Below are 8,949 nucleotides of genomic sequence, written 5' to 3'. Positions count from 1 at the left end.
GGGCCGGTGCCGGGGGCGGGGTGGGGTGTCGGCCTGGACTGCATGATTTAGGCGCCCTGTGCGCAGCTTCGGCAGTGGGTGGGTGTTGCTGCGCCACAAATCACGCTTTACGTCCCGGCCGACACCCCACCCCGCCCCCGTCCCCGGCCGCGGCGCGCAGGTCCCGACTCCGGCCGGGGTTGTTCTTTTCAGCCGTCCGGCGTTTGAGGACCGGGGTCTGGGGCGGAGCCCCAGGGGGTCCGGGCGCAGCCCGGTAGCCCGCATTTAGCCTCGCCGGCGTTTGAGGCGCGGGTCCGGGCTGGCCCGGGGAACGGTGGAAGGGCGGGTAGGGGACTTCGCCCCGCAGGGCGACCGCGGTGAGCCGAGTCAGAGGAAACGAGGAGGACGGAAGTGATGAGCGAAGCTACGAGGGGCCGGCGAAGGTCGCCCCGCGACCTGGTGGGCGGGGCTGCTGCGGAAACCTGGAGCCTCCGCTTCGACGACCGCGAACTCCCGGCCCAAGCCGGACAGAGCATCGCCGCCGTCCTCTGGTCCGCCGGCATCCTCGCCTGGCGCACCACCCGCGAATCCGCCGCCCCCCGCGGAGCGTTCTGCGGCATCGGAAGCTGCTACGACTGCCTCGTCACCGTCAACGGCCGCCCGAACCAGCGCGCGTGCCTCGTCCCCGCCCGCCCGGGCGACCACGTCACCACCCAGGAAGGGACCGGACATGACGACCTCGCCGTCTGATACCCCGTCCGCCGACCTCGCCGTCGTCGGCGCCGGCCCCGCCGGCCTCGCCGCCGCGGTGACGGCCGCCGGCCTGGGCCTGCGCGTCACCCTGCTGGATGCGGGGGAGCGGCCCGGCGGGCAGTACTACCGCCACCCCGCGCCCGGGCTCGGCGCGGCCCGCCCCGAGGCCCTGCACCACGGATGGTCCGCCTTCGCTGAGCGTGAAGCCGCCCTGCGCGCCCATGTATCGGCCGGCCGGATCAGGTACCTGCCCTACCATCACGTCTGGACGGTGACCCCGGACAGCGGCGGCTCCGCCTGGACCCTGCACGCCATCGCGGGCCCCGACGAGGCCCCCGCCACGGTCCGCGCCGGGGCCGTCCTGCTCGCCACCGGGGCGTACGAGCGCCAGCTGCCCTTCCCTGGCTGGACCCTGCCCGGGGTCGTCGGGGCCGGCGGGGCGCAGGCCATGCTCAAGGGCGGGCTGGTGCTCCCGGGCAGCCGGGTCGTCGTCGCAGGGAGCGGGCCGCTGCTGCTCGCCGTGGCCGGCTCGCTCGCCGCCGCCGGAGCCCGGGTGCCCGCGGTCGTGGAGGCGGCCGCGTACACCGGCTACGCGCACCACGTCCCCGCTCTGCTCCGCAACCCCGGCAAGCTCGCCGAAGGCGCCACGTACGGCGGGGCGCTGGTTCGCCACGGGGTGCGCCTGCTCACCCGGCACGCCGTCACCGAGGCCCACGGCGCCGACCGGGTCGAGGCCGTCACCGTGACCCGCCTCGACCGGGACTGGCGCCCGCTCCCCGGCACCGCCCGCCGCATCCCCTGCGACGCGGTGGCCGTCGGCCACGGGCTCGTGCCCCAGTTGGAGCTGGCCACCGGCCTCGGCTGCGCCACCCGCCCGAGCCCGGACGCCACCGTCGCCCTGGAACTGGACGCGGAGCAGCGCACCTCGGTCCCCGGGGTCTGGTCCGCCGGGGAGACCGGCGGCATCGGTGGGGCCCAGCTGGCCCTGGCCGAAGGGGAGATCGCAGCCCATTCGGTCGCGGGTCGGCCGGTTCCGGCGCGCCTGGCCCGGACCCGTACGAGGCTGCGCGCGTTCGCCGCCGCGATGGCCGGCGCCCACCGCCCGGGCGACGGCTGGACCGGCTGGCTGCGCGAGGACACCGACGTGTGCCGCTGCGAGGAGGTCCCGGCGGGCCGGATCCGGGAGGCCGTCGAAGACCTGGGGGCACGGGACGCCCGTACGGTCAAACTCCTCACCCGGGCCGGCATGGGCTGGTGCCAGGGCCGGATGTGCGGCCCGGCCGTGGCCGCCCTCGCCGGGGCAGACCCGACCCCCGACCGCAGGCCGCTGTCCTGCCCGGTCCCCCTCCGCCATCTCGCGGGCCTTCCCGCGGAGCCGCCTCCCGGTGAGGCGCTTCCCTCCGAACTTCCCTGACGGGACTGCCGACAGGGCGGCCACGCCTCTTGTGGCCACGTCATACCCACTAGTAAAATGTCACACATCACCCTAGGGAGCACTCTCATGACCCACGCGCACACCCCCGCGCCCACCGGTACGGACACCCGCACCCGCCCCTGGCACGGCATCATGGTCGCCACCACCCTGCCCCTGCGGGAAGACCTGAGCGTCGACTACGACGCCTACGCCGAACACGTCGCCTGGCTGATCGCCAACGGCTGCGACGGTGTCGTCCCCAACGGCTCCCTCGGCGAGTACCAGACCCTCACCGACGAGGAGCGCGCCCGCGTCGTCCGTACCGCCGTCGAGGCCGCCGGCGACGGTGCCCGCGTGATGCCCGGAGTCGCCGCCTACGGCAGCGCCGAATCCCGCCGCTGGGCCGAGCAGGCCGCCGAGGCCGGCGCCGGGTCCGTGCTCCTGCTGCCGCCCAACGCCTTCCGGGCCGACGCGGAAGCCGTGCGCGCCCACTACGCCGAGGTCGCCCGCGCCGGGGTGCCCGTGGTCGCGTACAACAACCCCATCGACACCAAGGTGGACCTCGTCCCGGCCCTGCTGGCCCGGCTGCACGCCGACGGCTCCATCGTCGCCGTCAAGGAGTTCAGCGGCGACGTGCGGCGCGCCTACGAGATCGCCGAACTCGCCCCGGGGCTGGATCTGTTGATCGGCGCCGACGACGTGCTGCTCGAACTGGCCCTGGCCGGCGCGGTCGGCTGGATCGCCGGCTACCCCAACGCGCTCCCGCAGGCCTGCGCCACCCTCTACCGCGCCGCCGTCGCGGGAGACGTCGACACCGCCCTGCCGCTCTACAAGTCCCTGCACTCGCTGCTGCGCTGGGACTCCAAGACCGAGTTCGTCCAGGCCATCAAGCTCTCCATGGACCTGGCCGGCCGTCCCGGCGGCCCGACCCGCCCGCCCCGCTTCCCGCTCACCGGCGAGATCGAGGCCGGCGTCCGCGCCGCCACCGAGAAGGCCCTCGCCGAGGGCCTCAACTAATCCCGTCCGAGGGGGACCTGATGCGCACGCGCCACATCTACCACGCGGTGGACTCGCACACCGAGGGCATGCCCACCCGGGTGATCACCGGGGGAGTCGGGGTGATCCCCGGCGCCACCATGGCCGACAAGCGGCTCCACTTCATGGAGCACCTGGACCACGTCCGGACCCTGCTCATGTTCGAGCCGCGCGGCCACTCCGCGATGAGCGGCGCCATCCTGCAGCCCCCGACCCGCCCCGACGCCGACTTCGGCGTCCTCTACATCGAGGTGTCGGGCCTGCTCCCCATGTGCGGGCACGGCACCATCGGGGTCGCCACCGTCCTGGTGGAGACCGGCATGGTGCCCGTAGTCGAGCCGGTCACCACCGTCCGGCTCGACACCCCGGCCGGGCTGGTCAGCGTCGACGTCCGGGTCGAGGACGGGGCGGCCACCGCCGCCACCTTCACCAACGTCCCGGCCTTCTGCGTCGGGCTCGACCTCAAGGTGGAGGTCCCCGGATACGGCACGGTCAGCTACGACCTCGCGTACGGCGGCAACTTCTACGCCTTCGTCGAACTCGACGCGCTGGGCCTGCCCTTCGAGCGGGAGCGCGGGGACGACCTGCTCGCCGCCGGACTGGCCGTCATGAAGGCGGTCAACGCCTCCGCGGACCGCCCCGTCCACCCCGAGAACCCCTCCATCGCCGGGGTCAAGCACGTCTACCTCGCGGCTCCGGGCTCCGACGCCCGCCGCTCCCGGCACGCGATGGCCATCCACCCCGGCTGGTTCGACCGCTCGCCCTGCGGTACGGGTACCAGCGCCCGCATGGCGCAGCTGCACGCCCGGGGGCTGCTGGCGCTGGACACGGACTTCACCAACGAGTCCTTCATCGGCACCGAGTTCACCGGCCGCCTCATCGGCGAGACCACGGTGGGGGGCCGCCCGGCCCTCGTGCCCACCGTCACCGGGCGGGCCTGGATCACCGGCACCGCCCAGTACTTCCTCGACCCGTCCGACCCGTTCCCCGGAGGGTTCCTGCTGTGACCGTCGTACGAACCGTGGACTACCACACCGCCGGCGAGCCCTTCCGTATCGTCGACACCGCCGACGCGGGAATGCCGCCCGTGCCCGGGGACACCGTCGCCGAGCGCTGCGCCACCGCCATCGGACCGGGGGGATCGGGCACGGCTCCCCGGCGCGGCGCCCTGGACGACGTACGGCGGCTCCTCGTGCAGGAGCCGCGCGGGCACGCCGGGATGTACGGGGGCTTCGTGGTCCCGCCCGACGACGACGGGGCCCACTTCGGGGTGCTGTTCTGGCACAAGGACGGCTACTCCACCGCCTGCGGCCACGGCACCATGGCGCTCGGCGCCTGGGCCGTGGACACCGGCCGGGTCGCCGCCCCGGACGACGGGGACGTCCAGGTGCGGATCGACGTGCCCTCGGGGCGGGTCGGCGCGACCGTGCACCGCGCCGGGGGCCGCACCACCGGGGTCACCTTCCGCAACGTCCCGGCCCGCACCAGCGCCCGCAAGGTGCCCGTCGCCACCACCCTGGGCATGGCCGAGGTGGACATCGCGCACGCCGGGGCCTGCTACGCCTCCCTGCCCGCCCGGGACCTCGGCCTGGACGTGACCCCGGCCTCGCTGCCCGAGCTCGTGCGGGCCGGGAAGGAGATCCGGGCCGCCCTCGCCACCCACCCCGGGACCTGGCACCCGGACGGGCCGCTGCTCTCCGGGGTGTACGGGGTGACCCTGTACGAGGAGCTCCCCGACACCCCGTTCGGGCCGCACCAGCGCAACGTCACGGTCTTCGCCGACGGGCAGATCGACCGCTCGCCCTGCGGCTCGGGCACCTCGGCGCGGCTCGCGCTGCTGGCGCAGGACGGGCGGCTGGGGCCGGGGGACGATCTGCTGCACGAGTCGGTGGTCGGCACGGTGTTCACCGGCCGGGTCGCCGCCGCCTCGGAGGCCGGGCTGGTCACCGAGGTCACCGGCGCGGCGTACCGCACAGGCGAGCACGCCTTCTCCGTCGACCGGCACGACGCGCTCGCCACCGGGTTCTCCCTGTGACCCGGCCGCTCGGTGCCCCCTCCGCCGGGATCCCGCAGTTCTCGGCGGAGGGGACGGCCGGGCTGCTGGGCCCGGCCGCCGCCGCGGACGCGCTGGCCGGCGTACTGCGGGCCGGGCTCGACCCCGAGACCTGCCCGCCGCGCAGCTCCCTGGAGGTGCCCGGCGGCGGGGAGCTGCTGCTGATGCCGGCCGCCGCCGGGGCGTACGCGGGCGTGAAGATCGCCGGGGTGGCGCCCGGGAACCCGGCCCTGGGGCTGCCCCGGATCACCGGTTCCTACCTCCTCCTGGACGGGCCGACCCTGCGCCCGCTGGCCCTGTTCGACGGGGCCGCGCTGACGGCCCTGCGCACCCCGGCCGTCTCGGCCCTCGCGCTGCGCCACCTGGCGCCGGCCGGGCGGCCGCTGCGGCTGCTGCTCTTCGGCTCGGGCCCGCAGGCGTACGGGCACCTCGAAGCGGTGCTGGCGATCCGGCCGCTGGCGGAGGTGGTCGTCGTGGCCCGCTCCCCGGAGGCCGCGGAGAAGCTCGCGGCGCACGCCCGGGACCTGGGCGTCCCGGCCCGCCCGGGGGTCGCGGCGGAGGTGGCCGACGCCGACCTGGTCGTCTGCTGTACGACGGCGCGCGAGCCCCTCTTCGACGGCCGGCTGATCGGGCCGGGCGCGACGGTCGTCGCCGTCGGCTCGCACGAGCCGGACGCGCGCGAGGTGGACACGGCGCTGGTCCGGCGTGCGGCCGTCTACGTGGAGTCGCGTGCGGCGGCCCTGCGGGAGGCGGGGGACCTGCTGGTGCCGGAGGCGGAAGCTGGGGGTCCCCCCAGCGGTAGCTGGGGGATGATCGGACCCGGTCATATCAGCGGCACCCTGGCCGACCTGGTCGCGGGCCGGATGCCGGGCGCCGGGGCGGGAAGTTGTCCACAGCTCTTCAAGAGTGTGGGCATGGCCTGGGAAGATCTCGCTGTGGCGGTCGCCTGGTTCGAGGCCGCCGGGGGGAACAGCACAACGTGACATTGTACGCTGTTCCTTCGCGCGCCGATGGTGTGAGCGGTCTCGGAGGAAATGCAATGGGTGACCTGAAGCAGCACAGTCTCATCAAGGCTCAGGAACGGCTCCGCGACCAGGTCGGACACGCCCTCCGAGCCGCTCTGATAGCGGGTGAACTGCGCCCCGGGAGCGTCTACTCCGCTCCCGGCCTCGCGGCCGAGCTCGGCGTCTCGGCCACCCCGGTGCGCGAGGCCATGCTCGACCTGGCCCGCGAGGGCCTGGTGGAGCCGGTCCGCAACAAGGGCTTCCGGATCACGGAGGTCAGCGAGCGCGATCTGGACCAGTACACCGAGCTGCGCACGATGATCGAGGTCCCGACCATCGGCCGGATCACGAAGATCGCCACGCCCGAGGCGCTGGAGGCCCTGCGCCCCATCGCGCAGGAGATCGTCACCAGCGCGCGCGAGCACAACCTCATCGGCTACCTGGAGGCCGACCGCCGCTTCCACCTGACCCTCCTCGGGCTCTCGGGCAACGACCGCCTGGTGGAGACCGTCGGCGACCTGCGCAAGCGCTCCCGGCTGTACGGGCTGACGGGCCTGGACGAGGCCGGCAAGCTGGTCTCCTCCGCCGAGGAGCACATCGAGCTCCTGGACCTGATGCTCACCGGCGACGCGGAGGCGGCCGAAGCCTGCATGACCCGCCACCTGGGCCACGTCCGCTCCCTCTGGGCCCAGGGCCGCGACGAACCGGTGGGCCGCACCAAGGGCCGCCTGGGCTCGGGCCTCTAGGTCGGGACGACCTGGCCCCGGGCCGCCGGTCCCACCCTCCGACGCCGGGCGGCGCAGCAGCGCGCCCGGCGTTTCGGCATGCCCAACGCCCCTCCGCCCGCCCTGATTTGGACACGGCTGGATAACGGTGGGTCCAACCCCTTGTCAGTACAATTTCACATTACTATGTTACCGGTCACATCATAGAGCGCGGCCCTTCACTGGAGTGACCCATGACCAAGCGCACCCAACTCGCCCTCGCCACCGCCCTGGTGGCCGCACTCGCACTCGGCGCCTCGGGCTGCTCCGACCCCAAGAAGGGCTCCGCTGGAGGCGGCAGCGCCTCCAACCCCGCCTCCGCCAACGACGGGAAGATCCTCGGCGGCACCCCCGTCAAGGGCGGCACCCTCACCGTCCTGTCCAACCAGGACTTCGCCCACCTCGACCCGGCCCGCAACTGGGTCATGCCGACGATGGACTTCGGCACCCGCCTCCTCTACCGCACCCTGGTCACCTTCAAGGCCGAGCCCGGCAAGGGCGGCAGCGAGCTCGTCCCCGACCTCGCCACCGACCTCGGCACCTCCTCCAACGGCGGCCGCACCTGGACCTTCACCCTGAAGGAGGGCGTGAAGTACGAGGACGGCTCGCCCATCAAGGCGCAGGACATCAAGTACAACGTCGAGCGCTCCATGGCCCCCGACCTCACCGGCGGCCCCGACTACGCGGCCCAGTACCTCGCCGGCGCCGAGGGCTACAAGGGCCCGCTCCAGGGCAAGCACCTCGACTCCGTGAAGACCCCCGACGACCGCACGATCATCTTCGAACTGAAGCGGCCCGTCGCCGAGTTCTCCGCGACCGCGACCCTCCCCACCTTCGCCCCGGTCCCCGAGTCGCAGGAGAAGGGCACGCAGTACGACGCCCGCCCGTTCTCCTCCGGCCCGTACAAGATCGAGTCGTACGACCGCGACAAGAAGCTCGTCCTGGTCCGCAACGAGCACTGGGACGCCAAGACCGACACCGTCCGCAAGGCCTACCCCGACAAGTTCGTGGTCGTCATGGGCCTCAAGGGCGGCCAGATCGACGACCGGATCATCGCCGGGGAGGGCGCCGACGCCTCCTCCGTCCAGTGGTCCGACATGCGCCCCGAGAGCGCCCCCAAGGTGCTGCCCAAGCCGGAGATCAAGTCGCGGCTGCTGGCCGAGTCCCAGGGCTGTACCGAGATGCTCCAGATGAACAACTCCCGCGCCCCCTTCGACGACCCGAAGGTCCGCGAGGCCATGCAGTACGCCCTCGACAAGGAGGCCGTGGTCACCGCGGGCGGCGGTCCGGCGCTCAACGAGGTCGCCACCGCCTACCTGCCGCCGGCCCTCTCCGGCGGCAAGCAGGCCGACACCCTGAAGATCGCGCCGTCCGGCGACCCGGCCAAGGCCAAGGAGCTGCTCAAGGCCGCGGGCAAGGAGACCCTGAAGGTCTCCCTGGCCGTCTCCACCGGGGACAAGGGCAAGGCGGAGGCCATCCAGCAGGGCCTGGCCCGCGCGGGCGTCGAGGTGGTCATCGACACCGTCGACCCGGGCGCCTACTACGACGTCATCGGCGACACCACCACCGCCCCCGACCTGGTCCTCAGCGGCTGGTGCCCCGACTACCCCTCCGGCTCCACCTTCCTGCCCTTCGTCTTCGACGGCCGCACCATCAAGGCCAAGGGCAACTCGGGCAACTACGCGCAGTTCAAGGACGAGGCGACGATCAAGCGGATCGACGAGATCCACGCCATGGCCGACCCCAAGCAGGCCAACCAGGCCTGGATCGACCTCGACGCCGAGATCATGAAGAAGTCCCCGGCCGTCCCGGTCCTGCTGGAGCGCAAGCCGCTGCTCGTCGGCACCAACATCGCCGGCGCCTTCGGCCACCCCGTCTGGGTCGGCCAGCTCGACTACGCCACCATCGGCCTCAAGGACCCGGCCAAGAGCCAGGGCCAGGGCTGAT

The 8,949-nt window shown here is 73.6% G+C and carries 8 protein-coding genes; all 8 read left to right on the top strand.

Annotated elements, in window-relative coordinates; translation table 11 throughout:
• Positions 1-393 precede the first annotated feature (393 nt).
• The 8 genes from AC061S_RS25115 to AC061S_RS25080 all read left to right on the top strand — a co-directional run bounded on the left by AC061S_RS25115 (position 394) and on the right by AC061S_RS25080 (position 8,948).
• Positions 394-729 (top strand): (2Fe-2S)-binding protein, encoded by a 336-nt coding sequence (locus AC061S_RS25115; RefSeq protein WP_478688155.1) that lies wholly within the window; start codon positions 394-396, stop codon positions 727-729.
• On the top strand, positions 710-2,146 hold the full coding sequence (locus AC061S_RS25110) for an FAD/NAD(P)-dependent oxidoreductase (protein ID WP_478688154.1): 1,437 nt from the start codon (positions 710-712) through the stop codon (positions 2,144-2,146). Before AC061S_RS25115 ends, AC061S_RS25110 begins: the two co-directional genes overlap by 20 nt.
• 87 nt (positions 2,147-2,233) lie before the next feature.
• Positions 2,234-3,163: a dihydrodipicolinate synthase family protein gene (locus AC061S_RS25105; RefSeq protein WP_478688153.1), complete on the top strand. Its 930-nt coding sequence runs from the start codon at positions 2,234-2,236 to the stop codon at positions 3,161-3,163.
• Positions 3,164-3,183: 20 nt separating this feature from the next.
• Positions 3,184-4,188, top strand: coding sequence for a proline racemase family protein (locus tag AC061S_RS25100; protein ID WP_478688152.1), 1,005 nt, complete (start codon positions 3,184-3,186; stop codon positions 4,186-4,188).
• The gene (locus tag AC061S_RS25095; RefSeq protein WP_478688151.1) at positions 4,185-5,216 is read left to right on the top strand and encodes a proline racemase family protein; all 1,032 of its coding nucleotides are present in this window, start codon (positions 4,185-4,187) and stop codon (positions 5,214-5,216) included. The genes AC061S_RS25100 and AC061S_RS25095 overlap by 4 nt, the downstream gene beginning before the upstream one ends.
• Positions 5,213-6,217 carry an ornithine cyclodeaminase family protein gene (locus tag AC061S_RS25090; RefSeq protein ID WP_478688150.1) on the top strand — a complete coding sequence of 335 codons (1,005 nt, stop codon included), beginning with the start codon at positions 5,213-5,215 and terminating at the stop codon, positions 6,215-6,217. Before AC061S_RS25095 ends, AC061S_RS25090 begins: the two co-directional genes overlap by 4 nt.
• Before the next feature lie 56 nt (positions 6,218-6,273).
• On the top strand, positions 6,274-6,984 hold the full coding sequence (locus tag AC061S_RS25085) for a GntR family transcriptional regulator (protein WP_422519208.1): 711 nt from the start codon (positions 6,274-6,276) through the stop codon (positions 6,982-6,984).
• 212 nt (positions 6,985-7,196) lie between these two features.
• A complete protein-coding gene (locus AC061S_RS25080; protein WP_478688149.1) occupies positions 7,197-8,948 on the top strand; it encodes an ABC transporter substrate-binding protein in 1,752 nt (583 codons plus the stop codon).
• Position 8,949: the final 1 nt, after the last annotated feature.

The organism is Streptomyces sp. CA189, assembly GCF_056428985.1.
The sequence above is the reverse complement of the archived record's forward strand: the minus strand, read 5'-3'. Positions and strand labels throughout refer to the sequence as shown.